19 protein-coding genes are annotated in these 18070 nt (G+C 71.3%); 15 read left to right on the top strand and 4 right to left on the bottom strand.

Features of this window, described 5'->3' with window-relative positions:
• Window positions 1-15 precede the first annotated feature (15 nt).
• Entirely contained in the window at window positions 16-705 is a 690-nt protein-coding gene (locus tag JMV16_RS11410; protein WP_201494353.1) for a DUF3047 domain-containing protein, read from the bottom strand.
• 107 nt (window positions 706-812) lie between these two features.
• Entirely contained in the window at window positions 813-1841 is a 1029-nt protein-coding gene (locus tag JMV16_RS11405) for a porin (RefSeq protein WP_201494352.1), read from the bottom strand.
• Between the two features lie 222 nt (window positions 1842-2063).
• Between JMV16_RS11405 and coq7 the strand changes: the two genes are divergently transcribed.
• Together coq7 and panB are read left to right on the top strand one after the other, a co-directional pair.
• On the top strand, window positions 2064-2687 hold the full coding sequence (gene coq7, locus JMV16_RS11400) for a 2-polyprenyl-3-methyl-6-methoxy-1,4-benzoquinone monooxygenase (RefSeq protein WP_411565025.1): 624 nt from the start codon (window positions 2064-2066) through the stop codon (window positions 2685-2687).
• A 4-nt stretch (window positions 2688-2691) separates the two neighbouring features.
• Window positions 2692-3552 carry a 3-methyl-2-oxobutanoate hydroxymethyltransferase gene (gene panB, locus JMV16_RS11395; RefSeq protein WP_201494350.1) on the top strand — a complete coding sequence of 287 codons (861 nt, stop codon included), beginning with the start codon at window positions 2692-2694 and terminating at the stop codon, window positions 3550-3552.
• Between the two features lie 30 nt (window positions 3553-3582).
• On the opposite strand, the gene JMV16_RS11390 is transcribed toward panB, so the two are convergent.
• A complete protein-coding gene (locus JMV16_RS11390) occupies window positions 3583-4005 on the bottom strand; it encodes an OsmC family protein (protein WP_201494349.1) in 423 nt (140 codons plus the stop codon).
• A gap of 302 nt (window positions 4006-4307) precedes the next feature.
• On the opposite strand from JMV16_RS11390, the gene ilvA reads away from it, so the two are divergent.
• Window positions 4308-5903 carry a threonine ammonia-lyase, biosynthetic gene (gene ilvA, locus JMV16_RS11385; protein WP_201494348.1) on the top strand — a complete coding sequence of 532 codons (1596 nt, stop codon included), beginning with the start codon at window positions 4308-4310 and terminating at the stop codon, window positions 5901-5903.
• Between the two features lie 24 nt (window positions 5904-5927).
• Window positions 5928-7043 (top strand): nicotinate-nucleotide--dimethylbenzimidazole phosphoribosyltransferase, encoded by a 1116-nt coding sequence (locus JMV16_RS11380; protein WP_201494347.1) that lies wholly within the window; start codon window positions 5928-5930, stop codon window positions 7041-7043.
• A 2-nt stretch (window positions 7044-7045) separates the two neighbouring features.
• Here JMV16_RS11380 and JMV16_RS11375 read toward each other — a convergent pair whose 3' ends face one another.
• A complete protein-coding gene (locus tag JMV16_RS11375; RefSeq protein WP_201494346.1) occupies window positions 7046-7690 on the bottom strand; it encodes a type II secretion system protein N in 645 nt (214 codons plus the stop codon).
• A 64-nt stretch (window positions 7691-7754) separates the two neighbouring features.
• Here JMV16_RS11375 and gspG point away from each other — a divergent pair, with 64 nt between their 5' ends.
• From gspG to gspF, 11 genes are all read left to right on the top strand, one after another.
• Window positions 7755-8198, top strand: coding sequence for a type II secretion system major pseudopilin GspG (gene gspG, locus JMV16_RS11370; protein WP_201494345.1), 444 nt, complete (start codon window positions 7755-7757; stop codon window positions 8196-8198).
• On the top strand, window positions 8173-8703 hold the full coding sequence (locus JMV16_RS11365) for a prepilin-type N-terminal cleavage/methylation domain-containing protein (protein ID WP_201494344.1): 531 nt from the start codon (window positions 8173-8175) through the stop codon (window positions 8701-8703). Before gspG ends, JMV16_RS11365 begins: the two co-directional genes overlap by 26 nt.
• On the top strand, window positions 8700-9062 hold the full coding sequence (gspI, locus tag JMV16_RS11360; RefSeq protein WP_201494343.1) for a type II secretion system minor pseudopilin GspI: 363 nt from the start codon (window positions 8700-8702) through the stop codon (window positions 9060-9062). Before JMV16_RS11365 ends, gspI begins: the two co-directional genes overlap by 4 nt.
• Window positions 9059-9697 carry a type II secretion system protein J gene (locus JMV16_RS11355; RefSeq protein ID WP_201494342.1) on the top strand — a complete coding sequence of 213 codons (639 nt, stop codon included), beginning with the start codon at window positions 9059-9061 and terminating at the stop codon, window positions 9695-9697. The genes gspI and JMV16_RS11355 overlap by 4 nt, the downstream gene beginning before the upstream one ends.
• Complete coding sequence (gene gspK / locus JMV16_RS11350) at window positions 9697-10656, top strand: type II secretion system minor pseudopilin GspK (protein WP_201494341.1); 960 nt, start codon at window positions 9697-9699, stop codon at window positions 10654-10656. The genes JMV16_RS11355 and gspK overlap by 1 nt, the downstream gene beginning before the upstream one ends.
• A gap of 90 nt (window positions 10657-10746) precedes the next feature.
• A complete protein-coding gene (gene gspL / locus JMV16_RS11345) occupies window positions 10747-12024 on the top strand; it encodes a type II secretion system protein GspL (RefSeq protein ID WP_201494340.1) in 1278 nt (425 codons plus the stop codon).
• Window positions 12021-12518 carry a type II secretion system protein GspM gene (gspM, locus tag JMV16_RS11340; protein WP_201494339.1) on the top strand — a complete coding sequence of 166 codons (498 nt, stop codon included), beginning with the start codon at window positions 12021-12023 and terminating at the stop codon, window positions 12516-12518. The genes gspL and gspM overlap by 4 nt, the downstream gene beginning before the upstream one ends.
• Window positions 12518-13288: a type II secretion system protein N gene (gene gspN / locus JMV16_RS11335; RefSeq protein ID WP_201494338.1), complete on the top strand. Its 771-nt coding sequence runs from the start codon at window positions 12518-12520 to the stop codon at window positions 13286-13288. Before gspM ends, gspN begins: the two co-directional genes overlap by 1 nt.
• Before the next feature lie 2 nt (window positions 13289-13290).
• Entirely contained in the window at window positions 13291-15405 is a 2115-nt protein-coding gene (gene gspD / locus JMV16_RS11330) for a type II secretion system secretin GspD (protein ID WP_236580461.1), read from the top strand.
• Window positions 15406-15417: 12 nt separating this feature from the next.
• Window positions 15418-16839, top strand: a complete 1422-nt coding sequence (gene gspE / locus JMV16_RS11325; protein ID WP_201494336.1) for a type II secretion system ATPase GspE — start codon at window positions 15418-15420, stop codon at window positions 16837-16839.
• A gap of 10 nt (window positions 16840-16849) precedes the next feature.
• Complete coding sequence (gene gspF / locus JMV16_RS11320) at window positions 16850-18064, top strand: type II secretion system inner membrane protein GspF (protein WP_201494335.1); 1215 nt, start codon at window positions 16850-16852, stop codon at window positions 18062-18064.
• Window positions 18065-18070 lie beyond the last annotated feature (6 nt).

The following is an 18070-nucleotide window of genomic DNA, read 5'->3' as shown; positions in this document are numbered from 1 at the left end:
CACCTCCGGGAAGCCTCAGTCGAGTTCGACCGATCCGTACCAGGAGGTCGCCTGCGAGCGCGTGTTGTCGCTGTCGGTCATCACCGCGATCGAGGTCAGCGCGCCGGGCGCCTCGTCGAAGGCGAGCCGGAAGTCGGCCGCCAGGTCGCGACGGTGGTCGCGCCAGCGGCGCAGCTCGCCCGGTCCGGAATCGACCACGATCTTGCGGATGCGGTCGCTGCGCGGGTTGACGATGACCGAGCCCACCGGAGCCGTCGCGTCCCAGACATACATCAGCGTCGCATAGGGCGGCTTCTCGCCGGTCAGGGCCTCGGCGAGGTCGTACATCATGCGCGTGCGCAGGTTGAGGCGCGAGAGATCGCCGGCGAAGCCGAAGATCACGCGCGCCGGTGCGTCCTCGCGGTCGATGTCGGCGACGTTGCCGCCGGGCACCAGATCCTGCACCCACCACGAGAAATGCACCGCGCCGACGCGCTCGGGCGCAATGGCCGCCTGGCGTCGCCACAGGCTGGCCGATTGTTCGGAGACCGCGGCGATGGCCTTGCGGCCCTCCTTGTCCTCGCGGCTGTAGCGGGTGGCGGGCTTGCCTGGCAGCAGCACCGGCTGCCAGGCATCGATGGCCGCGGCCGGGGCCGTGTCAAGGGGTGCCGAGGCGCAGCCCGCCAGCAAAAAGGCGAACAGGCAGAAGGCGAGGCGCGAGGTCATGGCGGGGTCATACCGGAATTGGCGGCGCGGGGCGCGCCCATGAAAACGGCCGCCCGAAGGCGGCCGCTCGAACAGCTGGCAGGGTGCGCGCGGCACCCCGCCGGCGATCAGAACATGTGACGGATACCGAACTGGTAGCCGGTCGAGTTTTCGCCGCGCAGGATGCCGGCGTTGCCGCCCGCGATGGCCTGGTTGGCGCCGTTGGCCGTGGTGCCGGCGTTGTCGAGACGGGCGTAGGCGCCGTACAGCGCAGTGCGCTTCGACAGGTCGTACACGTAGCCGAAGCCGAACTGCTTGAAGTCGTACTGGTTGGTCAGCGTGGTGCTGCCGGTGTCACCCTTGGACTTGATGTACGAGACCTTGAAGGTACCCGAACCCAGCGGCACCAGGGCACCCAGCATGACCAGCTTCTGGTCTTCCTTGTTGTACTTGTTCTTTTCGTAGGCGCCCTGCAGGGTGGCCATGCCGAGGTTGAACGAAGCACCCATGTTGAAGGTCTTGTAGTCGTCGGCCATGGTGCCGGTCTTCTTGGTGACCATGTAGGCACCACCAACGTTCAGCGGACCCGCGGCATAGCCGACGCGACCCGAGAGTTCCTTGTTGCCGGTGGCGCCTTCGGCGGCGGCAACCTGGAACTGGCCATACAGGCCACCCATGGCCGGCAGGAAGTAGGCGATGGTGTTGTCGGCGCGGGTGACCGTGCCGGCGCCCGAACCCAGGGCCAGACGCAGCTTGTTCGAGTCGGCGACACCGTTGGTGCCGAACGGGTCGAAGGCGGCCCAGTTGTTGAAGGTCGGGGTGTAGTCGCGGCCGAGGCGGATTTCACCGAAACCGCCGATCAGGCTGGCGGTGGAGCGGCGACGCCAGTCTTGCGGGCCGGCACCGGTGTCGGGGTTGATCTGGCCTTCGATCCAGAAGCCGGCGCGCAGGCCGCCACCCAGGTCTTCGATGCCGCGGAAGCCGAGGCGGTTGGTGTTGATACCACCGGTCGACAGCGACTTCAGCGAACCGGCGGAGCCGTTCTTGACGCTCTGGACGTTGAGGTCAACGATGCCGAACAGGGTGACCGACGATTGGGCCGAAGCGGCACCGGCGAACGCGGTCAGCGCGGCCAGGGCGAGCAGAGATTTTTTCATTGCAACTATCTCCTAGGTTGAACAAGAGGTCCCGATCGGGGAGGCCACCCGGCGAGGGGCAGATCAGGCCAACCTCCTCAGCGGAAGTTGGGCGTATTGCACCAGACCCCTCCTCGCATTGCCAAGGATTGGCGCGCAAATGCATGCCATCTGTTGTCCCGTAACAACGTGACACGGTCGCGTTAGGGGCGGCGGCCTTTGCAGTATTCTGGCGCGATGAGCATGCTTGCAGACCGTCTGATCATCAGTGTGGACAACGCCTTGCGCACGGTGGCCGGCGCGGTGCATGCGGGCCGCCCCAACCCCGCCGGCCCGGCCGCCGAGGAGTCGCTGGCGCCCGAGGAAAAGCGCCTTGCCGGCGCGCTCATGCGCGTCAATCACGTCGGCGAGGTCTGCGCCCAGGCCCTCTACCAGGCCCAGGCGCTGACCGCCCGCAGCGAGGATTTGAGGCGCCAGATGGAGGTGGCGGCGCGCGAAGAGGGCGACCACCTGGGCTGGACGCAGCAGCGTCTGGCGGAACTTGATGACCGCACGAGCTGGCTCAACCCGCTGTGGTATGCCGGCGCCTTCGGCATTGGCCTGCTTGCCGGACGCCTGGGCGACCGCGTCAGCCTGGGCTTCGTCGTCGAGACCGAGCGCCAGGTCGAGCAGCACCTGGCCAGCCACATGGAACGCCTGCCCGCCGGAGACGCGCGCTCGCGCGCCATCGTCGAGGTGATGAAGCAGGACGAGGCCCGCCACGCCGACAACGCGCTGGCAGCCGGCGCACGCGAACTGCCGCAGCCGGTGCGCTGGCTGATGCGCGCGGCGGCCAAGGTAATGACCACCACCGCCCACCGGATCTGAAGCCATGAGCGTCCATCCCAGCGAGCCCGCCGCCGCAGCGACTGCGCGCCCCGCGCTGAACCTCGTGCGCCTGCACGAGATGGCGCGGCGCGGCGAGAAGATCGTCGCGCTCACCTGCTACGACGCCACCTTCACGCGCCTGCTGGATGAAGCCGGGGTCGATGTGCTGCTGGTCGGCGATTCGCTCGGCAATGTCATCCAGGGCTTGAGCAGCACGCTGCCGGTGGCGCTGGAGCACATGGCCTATCACACGGCCTGCGTGGCGCGTGCGCGCCCCACGGGCTGGCTGGTGGCCGACATGCCCTTCGGCAGCTACGAGGCCGACCCGCGCCAGGCCTTCGAGGCCGCGGCCCAGCTGATGCGCACTGGCGCGCAAATGGTCAAGCTCGAGGGCGGCGGCGAGATGGTGGCCACGGTGCGCTTTCTGGTCGACCGCGGCATCCCCGTCTGTGCCCACCTGGGCCTGACGCCGCAGCGTGTGCATGCGCTGGGCGGGTTTCGCGTCCAGGGGCGCGACGACGCGGCGGCGGCATTGCTGCGCGCCGATGCCGCGGCCATGGCCGCGGCCGGCGCGGCCATGCTGGTGCTGGAACTCGTGCCCTCGGCGCTGGCGCGCGAGATCACGCTGGCCCACCCAGCCATGATGACCATAGGCATAGGAGCCGGCGCCGGCACGGCCGGCCAGGTGCTGGTGCTGCACGATCTGCTGGGCCTGACCACGGGCCGCCGGCCGCGCTTCGTGCGCGATTTCACCCGCGACCCCGACGCTGGCGGTGCCACGCTGGGCGTGGCCGAGGCGTTGCGCCGCTACGTCGTCGACGTCAAGGCCGGGCGCTTCCCGGACGAGGCGCTGCACGGCTACTGAGGCGCGCCGGCGGCTTCGTGGCGCCCGGCGTCAGGCCTCGACGAGCTCGAAACTGGTCGTGATCTCGGCCGTCTTGCCGAGCATGATGCTGGCCGAACAGTAGCGCTCGTGCGACAGCGCGATGGCGCGCTCCACCGCGGCGGTCGGCAGATTGCGCCCGCTGACCGTGAAATGCATGCGGATGCGCGTGAAGACCTTGGGGTCGGTCTCGGCACGATCGGCCTCGACCTTGACCTGGCATCCGCGCACATCGTGGCGGCCGCGCTTGAGGATCAGCACCACGTCGTAGGCGGTGCAGCCGCCGGTGCCTGCGAGCACGGTTTCCATCGGCCGCGGCGCCAGGTTGCGGCCACCGCCGTCGGGCGCGCCGTCCATGGTGAGGAAGTGGCCACTGCCGGTCTCGGCGACAAAGCCCATGCCGGTGGCGGGCATCCAGTTGATCGTGCATTCCATGGCTTCAGTGCTTCTTTCGGGGGTGTGGCGGCGCCGGCGCGCCGGGGGCAGGGTGAGAAATCGACTCTTCTCTCTATATTCGTCACGGCAATGGATATTGCACTGCAGCATAGCGGTGTTAGACTGGCCGCCAGGGTGTCGAGGCTGCAGTGCCGGACACCCGCCGATTGTCTCCTCCACCTCCTTCAATGGTGGATTAAGCCCGGAGCCTGCAAAGGCCCCGGGCTCTTTTCTTGGGCGGCTGCCCGGCGCGCGCCGCCGTATCATCCGCCGCCCCTGACGGGCCCCAGAAAAGCGCAACGATGGCCGCCGGCACAACCCGAACCCGCACCCCCACGACCCCGACGCAAGCCCCTGCCCAGCCCGTGGCGCCCAAGGGCCAGCGCATTGCGGCCGACTATCTCAAGCGCATCCTCACGGCGCGCGTCTACGACGTGGCGCGCGAGACCGCGCTCGAGCCGGCGCGCATCCTGTCGCGGCGCATTGGCAACCATGTGCTGCTCAAGCGCGAGGACCAGCAGCCGGTGTTCAGCTTCAAGCTGCGCGGCGCCTACAACAAGATGGTCAAGCTGGCGCCCGAGGCACTGGCGCGTGGCGTCATCTGCGCCTCGGCCGGCAACCATGCCCAGGGCGTGGCGCTGTCGGCCAAGCGCCTGGGCTGCCGCGCCGTCATCGTGATGCCGGTGACGACGCCGCGGCTGAAGATCGATGCCGTGCAGGCCCTGGGCGGCGAGGTTGTGCTGCAGGGCGACAGCTATTCCGACGCCTACGCCCATGCGGTGCAGCTGCAGCAGGACCAGGGCCTGACCTTCGTTCACCCCTTCGACGACCCCGACGTGATCGCCGGCCAGGGTACGGTGGCGATGGAGATCCTGCGCCAGCACCAGGGGCCCATCGACGCGGTGTTCGTCGCCATCGGCGGCGGCGGCCTGATTTCGGGCGTGGCGGCCTACATCAAGGCCGTGCGGCCCGAGGTGCGCGTGATCGGCGTGCAGACCGCCGATTCAGACGCCATGCGGCGCTCGGTGACGGCCGGCAAGCGCGTGACGCTGGCCGATGTCGGCCTGTTCTCGGACGGCACGGCCGTCAAGCTGGTGGGCGAGGAGACCTTCCGCATCGCGCGCACGCTGGTCGACGACTACGTGGTGGTCGACACCGACGCCGTCTGCGCCGCCATCAAGGATGTGTTCCAGGACACGCGCAGCATTCTGGAGCCCGCGGGCGCCCTGGGCGTGGCGGCCATCAAGCAGTACGTGGCCACGCACAGGCTCAAGGGCCAGACCTTCGTCGCCATCACCTGCGGCGCCAACATGAACTTCGACCGCCTGCGCTTCGTCGCCGAGCGGGCCGAGTTCGGCGAGCAGCGCGAAGCCTTGTTCGCGGTCACCATCCCCGAGGAACGCGGCTCCTTCAAGCGCTTCTGCGAGACCATAGGCCCGCGCTCGGTGACCGAATTCAACTACCGCATCTCCGACCAGCGCCAGGCCCATGTCTTCGTTGGCCTGGCCATCCAGCGCCGCGACGAGGCCGAGCGCATCGAGCGCCTCTTCGTCAAGCAGGGCTTCGCCAACGTCAACCTCACCGACGACGAACTGGCCAAGGAGCATGTTCGCCACATGGTGGGTGGGCGCAGCGAGCTGGCGCGCGACGAGCGCCTGTTCCGCTTCGAGTTTCCCGAGCGGCCGGGCGCGCTGATGCGCTTTTTGGCGGCGCTGCACCCGGGCTGGAACATCAGCCTCTTCCACTACCGCAACCAGGGCGCCGACTACGGCCGCATCCTGGTCGGAATCCAGGTGCCGGCCGGCGACGAGGCCGAGTTCGACGCCTTTCTGCACGGTCTGGCCTACCCGTTCGTCGAAGAGACGCACAACCCGGTGTACGCGCTGTTCCTGCGTTGACGGGGCTTCGCTAGACTTCTGCGCATGGCCAACCGCTCACTCGTCTCGCCCACCGCCAACCCGCTGCTCGAAAAGGCGCTGGCCGACAAGCTGATGCGCCGCAGCGAGGTCGGCGGCAGCCTGGGCGAGCTCGAGCCGCTCGCCATCCGCCTGGGGCTGATGCAGAACACGCTCAAGCCGCGCCTGAAGGCGCCGCAGCTGCTGGTGTTCGCGGCTGACCACGGCATCGCGGTGGACGGCATCCAGCCGCCACCGGGCCAGGGTGGCCGCGTCACGGTGGACACCGTGCGTATGCTGTTGGCCCAGCAGCTGCCGGTGACGGCCTTTGCGCGCTCGCAGCACATCGACCTGACGGTGGTTGACTGCGGCATGGCCGAGAACCTGCCGCCCAACGACCGCCTGATGATGCGCAAGATCGCCCACGGCACCCGCAATGCGCGCACCGGGGTGGCGATGACGCTCGAGCAGGCCCACGCCGGCATGCGCGCCGGCATGGAGATCGGCGACAAGCTGCGCGGCAATGTCACGCTGCTGGCCGGTGTCGGCGTCGGCTCGCACGAGAGTGCGGCCCTGGTGCTGTCGCGCCTGAGCGACCGGCCGGTGCGCGATTTCATCGTCAGCGGCCCGCACATGGAGCCCGAGTTGCAAGGCCACCTGCTGGGCCTGCTCAGCGCGGTGCAGACGCGCCACCGCCATGTCGCCGAGCCCATCGAGGTGCTGGCCGCTTTCGGAGGCTTCGAGCTTGCAGTGATGGCCGGGGTGATGCTGATGGCGGCCAGCAAGCGCCACCTGCTCGTCGTCGACGGCGTGCCGGCCTGCGCCGCGCTGCTGGTGGCGTCCCGCATTGCCCAGCCGGTGACCGACTACTGCCTGTTCTGCCGCAGCCACAACCACCACGGGCTGGACCAGGCGCTCAATGTCTTCCAGTCCGCGGCCCTGCTCGAGCTGGGCATGGACAGCACCGACGGCACCGGCGCCACCCTGGTCTGGCCCCTGGTCAAGAGCGCCGGGGCCCTGCTGTCCGAGGTGGCCAACCTGGGTGACGACACGCCGGTGGCGGCCGATGCGGCCAGCGAGGCCATCGAACCCTTCGCACCGCCGACGCTGGAACCCTCGCCCTTCGGCGACGCGCTCTACTGAGCTCAGCGCATCGAGGCGCTGCCCTGCGGCGACAGGTGGGGCGGATCGCCGCCGTCCTGCGGCAGCGCCACGGGTGCGACGGCCTGGGCTGCATTGGTCACCGCGTTCTGCGGCTGCTGCTGCACTGGCAGGCGCTGCGGCAGGGCGCGCTGGCGCGGTGGCGGGGCGGCGCCCCCGTTGGCCGGCGCCGCGGGCAGGGTGCCGGTGGCGGCCGGCGCCACCGGGGCGAGGTCGAGCGCAATGGCCGCCGCGCCGTCGCGCGGGCCCAGCGAGGCGCCACGCGCGCTGACGGTCTTGAGCACGTTCTGGCCGTCGACCACGGCGCCGATGCGGTAGGCCCGCGGCGGCTTGCCGTCGACGGCGATCAGCGCCAGGCCTTCGCGCGCCGCCTGCGGCGAGCGCGGGCTGACGACACCGATGAGGGCAAAGCGCGCATCGGTTGCCGGCTCGCCGTCGTCGGCCACCTGGGGCGGCGGCGGGTCGATGCCGAGCAGCCGCGTGAGATCGCCGCGCTGGCCGGCGCCGGGCTCGGCCAGCTGCGTGGCGGCTGGAGCCTGTGGCGCCTTGACGAAGAGGCGCAAGCCCCAGAACAGCGCGCTGGCCGCGGCCAGCGCCCACACCACCAAGCTCATCCAGCGTGCCGTCATGCGGCGATTATCATGCAGCCACCTATCTGCGCCGGCCCCGCCCGGCCCGCCCATGACCCCTGACATGCCCGCCGCCGCACTGCCACGCCGCCGCTCCCGCACTGCGGGCGGTTTCACTCTGATCGAGTTGCTGGTGGTGCTGGTCATCATCGGCGTGCTGGGCGCGCTCATCGTGCCCAACCTCTTCTCGAGCCTCGACGATGCCCGCGCCACTGCGGCGCGCACCGACATCAACACCCTGGTGCAATCGCTCAAGCGCTACAAGCTCGACAACCAGCGCTATCCCAGCTCCGAGCAGGGCCTGGACGCCCTGGTGGCCAAGCCCACGGCGGCGCCAGTGCCGCCGAACTGGAAGCCCTATCTCGACAAGCTGCCCAACGACCCCTGGACCCGGCCCTATCAGTACCTGAACCCGGGCGTGCGCGGCGAGATCGATGTCTTCAGCTTCGGTGCCGATGGCCAGCCGGGCGGCGAAGACAAGAATGCCGACATCGGCTCCTGGCAGTAACGCTGACAAGGGCGCAGGCGCGGCGGCGCCGCGGCGCGGCGCGGCCGGTTTTACGCTGGTCGAGCTGCTGATCGTGATCGCCATCATCGCGGTCTCGGTGGGCCTGGTCGCGATGTCGCTGCCCGATGGCGACGCCGGTCGCCTCGACGAAGAGGGTGCGCGCCTGTCCGCACTGCTCGAGATGGCACGCGCCGAGGCGCGCGTCAGCGGCGTGACGGTGCGCTGGGTGCCGCGGGGCGCCGGCGAGGCCGAGCCGATGAGCGACTCGAACCTGCCGCCGTCCGACTTTCGCTTCATCGGCCTGCCCGCAGCCCTGGCCATGCCCACGCGCTGGCTGGATGCGCGCGTAGCCGCCCAGGTGGCGGGTGGAGCGAGCCTGTTGCTGGGCCCCGAGGCCATCCTGCCGCCGCAGCGCGTGGTGCTGAGCCTGGGCGAGCGCCGGCTGGAACTGGCCAGCGACGGCCTCGGGCCTTTCGTGATGGTCGAGGGGGCGGCGCAGCCATGAAGCCGCCGGCGCGTGGCTTTACGCTGCTCGAGGTGCTGGTGGCGCTGGCTGTGGTGGCCATCGCACTGGGCGCCGGCTTGCGCGCTGCAGCAGCGCTGTCGGACAACGCCGAGCGCCTGGCCGATGTGGTGGCGGCCCAGTGGTGCGCCGACAACCAGCTCACCGGGCTGCGCCTGGCGCGCACCTTCCCCGGCGTCGGAGACGCCGATTTCGCCTGCGAGCAACTGGGCCGCAACTACCGCGGCACGCTGGTGACGCGGCCCACGCCCAACCCCAACTTCCGCCGTGTCGACGCCCAGGTCAGCGACGAGGCCGGGCGCCCGCTGCTGACCCTGTCCACCGTGCTGGGGCGGCCATGAGGCGCAACCTCCAGCGCCGCGGTGCCGCCGGCTTCACCCTGGTCGAAGTGCTGGTGGCGCTGTTCGCGATGGCCATCCTCTCGGGCTTTTCCTGGCGCGCGCTCGACGGCGTGATGCGCACGCGCGATGCCAGCCGGGCCGTGGTCGACCGCACGGCACGACTGGCCACCGTGCTGACGCAGTGGGAGCAGGATTTGCAGGCGGTCCATGACACCGCCGCCGTGCCGGCCCTGGCCTTCGACGGCCAGACGCTGCGCCTGACCCGGCGCATGGAAGGCGGCGTGGCGCTGGTGGCCTGGAGCGTGCGCCAGGGCCATTGGCAGCGCTGGGCCGGGCCGCCCCAGGCCAGCGTGGGCGGCTTGCAGGAGCACTGGCTGCGCAGCCAGCAGTTCCAGGGCACGGAGCCGGGCCATCTGAACGTGGCCGATGAGGCCGGCGACTGGCAGATCTACTTCTACCGCGGCAATGGTTGGAGCAATGCCCAGTCCACCGGCGACGCGGCCCTGCCGCCCGCGGTGCCGGCCAGTGGCGTGCTGCCGCCGCGCGAGGCCCTGCCGACGGCGGTGCGCCTGGTGATTTCGCTGGGCGGCGCCAAGCTCACGCGTGACATCGCGCTCGGCCCCGGGGGCGGCTGATGCAAAGCCCGCGCAGATCGCAACGCGGCGCGGCCCTGCTGCTGGCCATGATCATCATGGTGCTGGTGGTGACGGCCACCGCCGGCATGGTGTGGCAGCAGTCGCGCGCCATCAGCATCGAGTCGGCCGAGCGAGCGCGCGCCCAGGCGGCCTGGATACTGAATGGCGCCCTCGACTGGGCGCGGCTGATCCTGCGCGAAGACCAGCGCAAGAACCCGCAGGGCGGCGAGCCGCACGATTCGCTGGACGAGCCCTGGGCCACGCCGCTGGCCGAATCGCGCCTGTCCACCTTCCTGGCCGCCGACCGCGACAACAACGCCGAGGGCGGGCCCGAGGCCTTCATCTCCGGCCAGATCAGCGATGCCCAGGCGCGCTTCAACCTCGCCGGCGTGCTCGACAGCGCCGGCAAGCCGGTGCCGGCCCAGGTGGCGGCGCTGGAGCGCCTGTGCAACCTGGCCGGCACCGCGTCCGACACCGCGGCGCGCATCGTCGCCGTGATGCGGGCCGCCACCAACCCGGGCGACGATGATCCGCTCCAGGCCCCGCTGCGCCCGGCACGGCTGGCCGACCTGGCCTGGCAGGGCCTGGACGCGGCCACGCTGGCCGTGCTCGACGACTACCTTGATCTGCTGCCGGCGGCCACGCCGGTGAACGTCAACACGGCCCGGCGCGAGGTGCTGGTGGCGGCCATCGACGGCATCGACCTCGGCAGCGCCGAACGCCTGGTGCAGCAGCGCCAGCGCAAGGCCTTTGCCAGCCTGGCCGACGTGACGGCCCAGTTGCCCGGCATCACGCTGGACTCGGCTCGGGTGAGCGTGGCCTCGGCGTATTTCCTGGTCGCAGGCCGCCTGCGCCTGGAAGATCGCGTGCTCGAGGAGCGCTCGCTGCTGGTGCGGCGCGACGGCCGCATCGACGTGCTGCGCCGCGAGCGCCACAGCTTTTCGGCCTCTGGCGGATGAGCCTGCGTGTAGATAGATTGCCCCGCGGCTGGCCTTCATCATTGAAGGCGAGAATAGCGGCCTGATTCCTGCTGTCCCCCCCGGCCCCGCATGTCCTTACTCGTGATCCAGCTCCCGCCGCGCGAACGCCTGGGCGCCCGTGCGGCCGGCAGCGATGCCGCGGCGGCTGCGCGCCTGCCGCAGGAATGGTTCTTCGTCCTCAGTGCCGATGGCCGCAGCGTCACCCAGAGCGGCACCGCCGCGACGGCCTTGCTGCCGCGCGCCGACGCCAGCGTGCTGGTGCTGGCCGAGGACGACGTGGCCTGGCAGCGCGTGGCCGTGCCCAAGGCGCCGGCCTCGCGCCTGCGCGCCGCGCTGGCCGGCACCATGGAAGAGGCCTTGCTCGATGGCGACGAGGCGGTGCATCTGGCGCTGGGCCCCGATGCCGCGCCCGGCCGTGAAGGCTGGGTGGCCGTGACCCAGGGCCCTCGCCTGGCCGCAGCCCTGGTGGCGCTGGAGGCCGCCGGCCCCGGCGTGCAGCGCGTGGTGCCGGCCAGCCTGCCGCTGGTCGAGGGCAGGGTGCGCGGCCATTTCTACAGTCGCGCCAGCGAGGGCGAGGACGCCGCGCCCTGGCTCAGTCTGGCGCGCGCCGATGGCGTGGCCTGCACGCGCCTGGCCGGCACCCTGGCGCGCGCCCTGCTGCCCGCCGATGCCGAGGCAGCCGTCAACTGGTCGGCCACGCCTGCCGCCGCCGCCGCCGCCGAGCACTGGCTGGGCCGCCCCGTGCCCCTGCTGGGTGAGGCCGAAAGGCTGCTCGAGGCGGCCCAGGCCGCGGTCAACCTGCGCCAGTTCGATCTGGCGGCACAGACGCGCGGCACGCGCAAGCTGGCCGATGTGGGCCGCCGCCTGCTCAGCCGTGAATGGCGGCCGGTGCGCTGGGGCCTTGCTGCCCTGATGGCGCTGCAGCTGGTGGGGCTCAATGTTCACGCCTGGCAGCAGCGCCAGGCCATCGCCGCCAAACGCGAGGCCATGAACGCGCTGCTGCGCACGGCCCACCCGGGCGTGCGCGTGGTGCTTGACGCGCCAGTGCAGATGGAGCGCGAGACCGACCGCCTGCGCGCCGCCGCCGGCCGCCCCGGCGAGGCCGATCTCGAGGCGCTGATGGCCGCCGCCGCCGCCGCCTGGCCCGACGGCCAGGGCCCGGTGCAGAACCTGCGCTTCGAGAACGGCCGCCTGACCCTGGCTGCCGGCGCCTGGGGCGAGCCCCAGGTGCAGCAGTTCCGCCAGCGCCTGCGCGGCGGCGGCTATGCGGCCGAGTTCGCCGAGGGCCGCGTCAACATCACGCGCGCTGCCGCGCCCAAGCCGGCCGCCGGCGGGGCCAAGACATGAGCGAGAACAGCGTCCAGCCTTGGCTGGCCCCCATCGCCGCCTGGTGGCGCGGCCTGGCCTCGCGCGAGCGCACGGGCCTCGCGCTGGCCGGCGCTGCGCTGGCCCTTTATGCGCTGCTGGCGCTGGCCGTGCTGCCAGCCTGGCGCAGCATCGCACGCGCGCCGCTGGAGCTCGACGCGCTCGAAACCCAGTTGCAGACCATGCAGCGCCTGGCCGCCGAGGCGCAACAGCTGCGCGCCGCGGCGCCGGTCAGCGCTGAGCAGGCAGCGGCGGCGCTCAAGGCCGCCACCGCGCGCCTGGGCGACAAGGCCCGCCTCACGCTGCAGGCCGACCGCGCGGTGCTGATGATCAATGGCGTCAGCACCGGCCAGCTGCGCGACTGGCTGGCCGAGGCGCGCTCGGGCGCGCGTGCGCGGCCGGTCGAGGCCAATTTCGTGCGTGGCGCCAATGGCCACACCGGCACCCTGGTGCTGGCCTTCGGAGGCGGCGCCTGATGGCCTGGGGCCTGGTCGGCGCTGCCCTGGGCGGCTTTGTCGCGCTGCTGGCCTTTGCGCCGGCGGCCTGGCTGGCGGCGGCGCTGGCCGCGGCCAGCGGCGAACGCCTGCTGCTGGCCGATGCGCGCGGCAGCGTCTGGTCCGGCAGCGCCGCGCTGGTGCTGACCGGCGGCGCCGGCAGCCGCGACGCCAGCGCCTTGCCCGGCCGCCTGCACTGGACGCTGCGGCCCGAAGGCACAGCGCTGGCGCTGCGCGCCAGCCACGCCTGCTGCATCAATGGCGAGCTGCGCCTGCTGCTGAGGCCCGGCATCGGCCGCCTGCGCATCGAGTTGCCGCCCAGTGCCGGCGCCATCGGCCAATGGCCGGCGGCCTGGCTGGCCGGCCTGGGCACGCCCTTCAACACGCTGCGGCCCAGCGGCTCGCTGCAACTGTCCAGCCCCGGCCTGGTGCTCGAAGCAGTGCAGGGCCACTGGCTGCTCGACGGCCGCGCCGACCTGGAACTGGGCGCCATGGCCTCGCGCGTCTCCACGCTCGAGGTTCTGGGCAGTTACCACCTGCGCCTGCAGGGCAAGGCCGGCGGCCCGGCAGGGATGGAACTCAGCACCTCAAGCGGCGCGCTGCTGCTCTCGGGCAGCGGCCAGTGGGCGGCTTCGCGGCTGCGCTTCAACGGCCAGGCCAGCGCGGCGCCCGGCGCCGAGGCGGCGCTCGACAACCTGCTCAACATCATCGGCCGGCGCCAGGGCGCCCTGTCTCTCATTTCGATCGGATGACCATGATCCAAGCCTTGTTCCGGGCCGCAGGCGCCCGGGCCTTTGTCGCGGTGGCCGCGCTCGCGGCCCTGCTCGCGGTGCAGGACGGCCAGGCCCAGGCCAAGGCGCCGCGCTCGCGTGCGCCGGTGACGGTGAACTTCGTCAACGCCGACATCGAGGCAGTGACGCGCGCCTTCGCCGCCATGATCGAGCGCGCCATCGTCGTCGACCCGCGCGTCAAGGGCACGGTCACCGTCTACAGCGAGCAGCCGCAGAGCGTGCGCGAGGCCTATGCCAGCTACTTGTCGGCGCTGCGCGGCCTGGGCTTCGCGGTGGTGGAAAGCGGCGGCCTGCTCAAGGTGGTGCCCGAGGCCGATGCCAAGCTGCAGACCGGCACCGTGTCGGTGGGCGAGGTCGGCGTGCGCGGCGACCAGGTCATCACGCAGATCTTCACGCTGCGCTACGAGAACGCCAACAACCTGGTGGCGGTGCTGAGGCCGCTGATCAGCGCCAACAACACCATCAACGCCAATCCGGGCAGCAACTCGCTGGTCATCACCGACTACGCCGAGAACCTGGGGCGCCTGGCCAAGATCATCGCCGCGCTCGACAACCCCAGCGGCACCGAGGTGGAGGTGGTGCCACTGCAGCACGCGGTGGCGGCCGACCTGGCGCCGCTGGTGCAGCGCCTGAGCGAAGGCGGCAGCGCCGCCGCCGTGCCCGGCGCCCAGGGCAGCGGTGCCCTTGCCGTGGTGGCCGATTCGCGCAACAACGCGCTGCTGGTGCGCGCCAACAACCCGGCGCGGCTGGCGGCGGCGCGCGCCACCATCGCGCGGCTGGACCGCCCCAGCACGCTGGTGGGTGCCGGCGGCGGCATGTGGGTGGTACACCTCAAGCATGCCGATGCGGCCCGCCTGGCCACCGTGGTGCGCGCCGCCTTCGGTGCAGTGGGTGGTAGCGGCGGCGGTGCCGCCACCGCCAGCGCGGCGCCGGCCCCCACCGCGGCCGTGACGCCCGGCGCCACGGCCACGGGGACGGGCGGCGGCACCGTCACTGCCAGTGCCCAGCCCTCGACCGGCGGCTTCATCCAGGCCGATCCGGCCACCAACTCGCTCATCATCACGGCGCCGGAACCCTTGTACAAGCAGGTGCGCGCCCTCATCGACCAGCTGGATTCGCGCCGCGCCCAGGTCTACATCGAGAGCATGATCGTCGAGGTCTCGCCCTCGGACTCGGCCGATTTCGGCTTCCAGTGGCAGGGCCTGCTGCACAACAGCGGCGACAGCAGCGGCCTCGTGGGCGGTACCAATTTCAGCGCCACCGGCCGGCCCAGCATCATCGAGACCAACGTCTCGGCGGCCCAGAACCAGGTCAACGTCGGCGCCGGTCTCAACATCGGCCTGCTGCGCACCATCAACGGCATCACCTCGCTGGCGGCGGTGGCGCGCGTGCTGCAGTCGCAGTCGGACACCAATATCGTCTCCACCCCCAACCTGATCACGCTGGATAACGAAGAGGCCAAGATCGTCGTCGGCGAGAACGTGCCCTTCATCACCGGCCAGTTCACGCAGACCGGCGGCGCCACCACCAACCCCTTCCAGACCATCGAGCGCAAGGACGTCGGCATCACGTTGCGCATCAGGCCGCAGATCGGCGAGAACGGCGCCATCCGCATGCAGATCTTCCAGGAGCAGAGCGCGGTGCAGCCCACCACCGCGGCCGGCACCAGCAATGCCGGGCCTTCCACCACCAAGCGTTCCATCGAGGGCACGGTGTCGGTGGAAGACGGCCAGATCCTGGTGCTGGGCGGCCTCATCGAGGACCGTTTCGTCACCACCAAGAACAAGGTGCCGCTGCTGGGCGACATCCCCTTCCTGGGGGCGCTGTTCCGCAGCGAGAGCCGCGAGCGCAAGCGCACCAACCTGATGGTCTTTCTGCGGCCCATCGTGATGCGCGATGCCGAGTCGGCCACCCGCTTCTCGACCGACCGCTACGAGCAGATGCGCGGCCAGCAGCAGGGCGCGCAACCGGCGCCCAGCGTGCTGATGCCGATCAACGAAGCGCCGGTGCTGCCCGAGCTGAAGAGCCTGATGCCGGCCGCCGGCGCCAGCGCGCCGGCGCCGGCCAGGGCGCCCTGAGGAGGCTGCGCGATGGCCACCCGCCACCCGCTGCCCTACGCCTACGCCAAGGCCCACACCCTGCTGCTCGAGGACGACGGCGAGCGCCTGGTGCTGTGGGCCGGCGAGACCACACCGCTGCCGGCGCTGGCCGAGGTGGGCCGGCTCTTCGACGTGGCCCGCTTCGAGCGCGAGGCCACGGCCACGCTGGGCCAGCGCATCGCCGCCGCCTATGCCGGAGGCGAGAGCAGCGCGGCGGCGGTGATCGGCGAGGTCGAGAGCGGCGTCGACCTGAGCCGCATGATGCAGGACCTGCCGGCGGTGGAAGACCTGCTCGAAGCCGCCGACGACGCCCCCATCATCCGCATGCTCAATGCCCTGCTCACGCAGGCGGCCAAGGACGGCGCGAGCGACATCCACATCGAGCCCTATGAGCGCAGCAGCAGCGTGCGCTTTCGCGTCGACGGCACGCTGCGCGAGGTGGTGCAGCCCAACAAGGCGCTGCATGCGGCGCTGATCAGCCGGCTCAAGATCATGGCCGAGCTCGACATCGCCGAGAAGCGCCTGCCGCAGGACGGCCGCATCTCGCTGCGCATCGGCGGGCGTGCCATCGACGTGCGCGTCTCCACGCTGCCGTCTTCGCACGGCGAGCGCGCCGTGCTGCGTTTGCTGGACAAGACCGAGAGCCGCTTCACGCTCGAAGGCCTGGGCATGGACGGTGCGGTGCTCGAGGCCTATGCCCGCCTGATCCAGCAGCCTCACGGCATCGTGCTGGTCACCGGCCCCACCGGCAGCGGCAAGACGACCACGCTCTACGCCAGCCTGGGCCGCGTCGACACCGGCACCACCAATGTGCTGACGGTGGAAGACCCGGTCGAGTACGAGCTGCCCGGCATCGGCCAGACCCAGGTCAACCCGAAGATCGACCTCACCTTCGCCAAGGCGCTGCGCGCCATCCTGCGCCAGGATCCGGACGTCATCATGATCGGCGAGATCCGCGATTTCGAGACGGCGCAGATCGCCATCCAGGCCAGCCTCACCGGCCACCTGGTGCTGGCCACGGTACACACCAACGACGCGCCCAGCAGCGTGACGCGGCTCATCGACATGGGGGTCGAGCCCTTTTTGCTGAGCAGCAGCCTGCTGGGCGTGCTGGCCCAGCGCCTGGTGCGCAAGCTCTGCCCGCAGTGCCGGCGCCAGGGCGACGATGGCCGCTGGCATCCGGTGGGCTGTGCCCACTGCGGCAACACCGGCTACAAGGGCCGCACCGGCGTCTACGAGCTGATGAGGGTGGACGAACATGTGCAGGCACTGATCCACAACCGCGCCCCCGAACAGGAACTGCTGGCCGCGGCGCGTGCGGCCGGGCTGCGGGCCATGCGTGAAGATGGCGAGCGGCTGGTCAGCAGCGGCGTCACGTCGCTGGAAGAAGTCGTGCGCGTGACGCGCGACTGACGCTGCCGCCATGCCCGCCTACCGCTACGAGGCGCTCGACGCCGCCGGCAAGCCGCAAGGCGGCCTGCTCGAGGCCGACAACGCCCGCGCCGCGCGCCAGCAGCTGCGGGCGCGCAACCTGGTGCCGCTGGACGTGGCGCCGGTCACCGCCGCCAGCAGCGATGGCGCCGCGCCGCGCTACACGCGGCGCGCCTTCTCAGCCACCGAGCGTGCGGTGTGGACGCGCCAGCTGGCCGGCCTGGTGGGCTCGGGCCTGCCGCTGGAACGCGCGCTCACGGCGCTGGCCGAGGAATCGGAAAGCGACCACCAGCGCGAGCTGGTGGCCCACCTCAAGAGCGAGGTCAACGCCGGCAGTTCCTTCGCACGCGCGCTGGCCACGGCGCCGCGCGAATTCGACGAGATCTACCGCGCCGTGGTGGCCGCCGGCGAGCAGAGCGGCGCGCTGGGCCAGGTGCTGGAGAAGCTGGCCGACGACCTGGAGCAGCAGCACGCGCTGCGCAGCAAGGTGCTGGGCGCCATGCTCTACCCGGCCATCGTCTCCACCGTGGCCCTGGTCATCGTGATGGTGCTGATGACCTGGGTCGTGCCGCAGATCGCCAATGTCTTCACCAGCTCCAAGCGCGCGCTTCCGGCGCTGACGGTGGGCATGCTCGCCATCAGCGGCTTTCTGCGCAACTGGGGCTGGCTGCTGGCGCTGGCGGCGGCGGCGGCGGTGGGCCTGTTCGGCCTGATGCGCCGCAACGAGGCCTTCCGCGAGCGCAGCGACGCAGCGCTGCTGCGCCTGCCGCTGCTGGGCCGGCTGGCGCGCGGCTACAACGCGGCGCGCTTTGGCGGCACGCTGGCCATGCTGGCGGGCGCCGGCGTGCCCATCCTGAAGGCGCTGCAGGCCGCCGCCGAGACCCTGGGCAACCGCGCCATGCGCGCCGACGCCCTCGACGCCCTGGCCCAGGTTCGCGAAGGTGCGCCACTGGCCAGCGCGCTGGCGGCCAAGAAGCGCTTTCCGGGCCTGCTTTCGATGTTTGCCCGCCTGGGCGAGCAGACCGGCCAGCTGCCGCAGATGCTGGGCCGCGCGTCCACCCAGCTCTCGGCCGAGGTGCAGCGCCGCGCCATGGCCGCCGCCACCCTGCTCGAGCCCCTGCTCATCGTCGGCATGGGCCTGATCGTGGTGGTCATCATGCTGGCGGTGCTGCTGCCCATCATCCAGCTGAATACTTGGGTGAAGTAGCGGCCG

The organism is Rubrivivax sp. A210 (genome assembly GCF_904426505.1).
GTDB lineage: Bacteria > Pseudomonadota > Gammaproteobacteria > Burkholderiales > Burkholderiaceae_C > Rubrivivax.
The sequence above is the reverse complement of the archived record's forward strand: the minus strand, read 5'-3'. Positions and strand labels throughout refer to the sequence as shown.

Excerpts from the sequence above, each read along its gene's own strand:
- gspK (WP_201494341.1), top strand. The coding sequence starts at position 9,697 with ATGCAAAGCCCGCGCAGATCGCAACGCGGCGCGGCCCTGCTGCTGGCC.
- JMV16_RS11380 (WP_201494347.1), top strand. The coding sequence starts at position 5,928 with ATGGCCAACCGCTCACTCGTCTCGCCCACCGCCAACCCGCTGCTCGAA.
- JMV16_RS11365 (WP_201494344.1), top strand. The coding sequence starts at position 8,173 with ATGCCGACATCGGCTCCTGGCAGTAACGCTGACAAGGGCGCAGGCGCG.
- JMV16_RS11355 (WP_201494342.1), top strand. The coding sequence starts at position 9,059 with ATGAGGCGCAACCTCCAGCGCCGCGGTGCCGCCGGCTTCACCCTGGTC.
- gspF (WP_201494335.1), top strand. The coding sequence starts at position 16,850 with ATGCCCGCCTACCGCTACGAGGCGCTCGACGCCGCCGGCAAGCCGCAA.
- JMV16_RS11410 (WP_201494353.1), bottom strand. The coding sequence starts at position 705 with ATGACCTCGCGCCTCGCCTTCTGCCTGTTCGCCTTTTTGCTGGCGGGC.
- gspN (WP_201494338.1), top strand. The coding sequence starts at position 12,518 with ATGGCCTGGGGCCTGGTCGGCGCTGCCCTGGGCGGCTTTGTCGCGCTG.
- gspG (WP_201494345.1), top strand. The coding sequence starts at position 7,755 with ATGCCCGCCGCCGCACTGCCACGCCGCCGCTCCCGCACTGCGGGCGGT.
- gspL (WP_201494340.1), top strand. The coding sequence starts at position 10,747 with ATGTCCTTACTCGTGATCCAGCTCCCGCCGCGCGAACGCCTGGGCGCC.
- gspE (WP_201494336.1), top strand. The coding sequence starts at position 15,418 with ATGGCCACCCGCCACCCGCTGCCCTACGCCTACGCCAAGGCCCACACC.
- panB (WP_201494350.1), top strand. The coding sequence starts at position 2,692 with ATGAGCGTCCATCCCAGCGAGCCCGCCGCCGCAGCGACTGCGCGCCCC.
- JMV16_RS11405 (WP_201494352.1), bottom strand. The coding sequence starts at position 1,841 with ATGAAAAAATCTCTGCTCGCCCTGGCCGCGCTGACCGCGTTCGCCGGT.
- JMV16_RS11390 (WP_201494349.1), bottom strand. The coding sequence starts at position 4,005 with ATGGAATGCACGATCAACTGGATGCCCGCCACCGGCATGGGCTTTGTC.
- gspM (WP_201494339.1), top strand. The coding sequence starts at position 12,021 with ATGAGCGAGAACAGCGTCCAGCCTTGGCTGGCCCCCATCGCCGCCTGG.
- JMV16_RS11375 (WP_201494346.1), bottom strand. The coding sequence starts at position 7,690 with ATGACGGCACGCTGGATGAGCTTGGTGGTGTGGGCGCTGGCCGCGGCC.
- ilvA (WP_201494348.1), top strand. The coding sequence starts at position 4,308 with ATGGCCGCCGGCACAACCCGAACCCGCACCCCCACGACCCCGACGCAA.
- gspD (WP_236580461.1), top strand. The coding sequence starts at position 13,291 with ATGATCCAAGCCTTGTTCCGGGCCGCAGGCGCCCGGGCCTTTGTCGCG.
- coq7 (WP_411565025.1), top strand. The coding sequence starts at position 2,064 with ATGCTTGCAGACCGTCTGATCATCAGTGTGGACAACGCCTTGCGCACG.
- gspI (WP_201494343.1), top strand. The coding sequence starts at position 8,700 with ATGAAGCCGCCGGCGCGTGGCTTTACGCTGCTCGAGGTGCTGGTGGCG.